At 42.6% G+C, this 1,010-nt stretch carries 2 protein-coding genes; one reads left to right on the top strand and one right to left on the bottom strand.

Annotated elements, in window-relative coordinates; translation table 11 throughout:
* The first annotated feature begins 126 nt into the window (after nt 1-126).
* Entirely contained in the window at nt 127-369 is a 243-nt protein-coding gene (locus F6K53_RS45490) for a hypothetical protein (RefSeq protein ID WP_293087826.1), read from the top strand.
* Here F6K53_RS45490 and F6K53_RS45485 read toward each other — a convergent pair.
* The coding region (locus tag F6K53_RS45485) for a hypothetical protein (RefSeq protein WP_293087823.1) at nt 360-1,010 on the bottom strand (651 nt) is incomplete at its 5' end. The two genes, F6K53_RS45490 and F6K53_RS45485, sit on opposite strands and share 10 nt — an antisense overlap.

Genomic DNA, 1,010 nt, shown 5'->3' with positions numbered 1-1,010 from the left:
GTTTTTAGGGAGTAGGGAGCAGGGAGCAGGGAGCAGGGAGCAGGGAGCAGTGAAGTCAGAAGAGGTAAGAGGTAAGATGGTAAAAATCTTTTGTACCTCATTAGACTAAAAAAGCTAGATTGTTCGATGACCAAATGGCTTATTGATGCGGTCTCTCATGCTTTTGGGGCTGTGTGGGGAAGCAAGTTGGGCACGCAGCCCCTTGGAAACCAAGCCAGTGAGGTCTTGGGGGTTACCCCCAAAACCTCACTGCATAGCTGTTCCGTGATCGGAAGTTCCCGACTCCCGACTCCCGACTCCCGACTCCCGACTCCCTACTCCCTAAAACCTAGGACGAAAGTACCTCACCAAATGCTATATTATCGGTAGTAAAATTCAAAATCTTTTAATGCTGCTACCCTGGCTCGATTAAAATTATAGTGATAGCCCAGTTTGCGTTTCAAGGAATCCCAAAACGTTTTCTGTGTTTTCTCATGAGAAGCATCCAGATGTTTCTTGACTTCATTAATCCTGTCCCAGCTAGAACTTCTGCTAATCGTCAATCCAGCCTTAGCAGCCGCCAGTCCTAAGATAATGCCTTCGCCACCATGAATACCTTTTAACTCAAAATAGCGCCCGATCATACCCCATTGTTTAATAAATTCTTTTTCTTTGCCACCATCTCTAGAAACAAAAACTAAAGATTCTCCTATATAAATTGCCTTGTCTAATGGGATATCTAACTTAGAGGCTATCTGTTTAAGGGGCTTTAATCTTTCCGGATTATACTTTTCTACATGCTTGACAAGATTTGCTTGATGTCCTGCTGTAATTCCGGGCAATACTTCAATGGTTTCAGGTAAGCTACCTATAATCCTGGTGTCAGCATCAATTTGTATGGCGACACGAAAACTTGACAAAGCCTTTTCAATCTCAAAGCGTTTGTCATGATAACAATGAAGAATTCCTGTTTGCTGATGTTTAAACGCTACAACATTCTTACAGTTATCAAAATCATTGACATCATCTGA

Origin of the sequence: Moorena sp. SIO4A1 (assembly GCF_010672065.1) — a bacterium.
Classification (GTDB): Bacteria; Cyanobacteriota; Cyanobacteriia; order Cyanobacteriales; family Coleofasciculaceae; genus Moorena.
The sequence above is the reverse complement of the archived record's forward strand: the minus strand, read 5'-3'. Positions and strand labels throughout refer to the sequence as shown.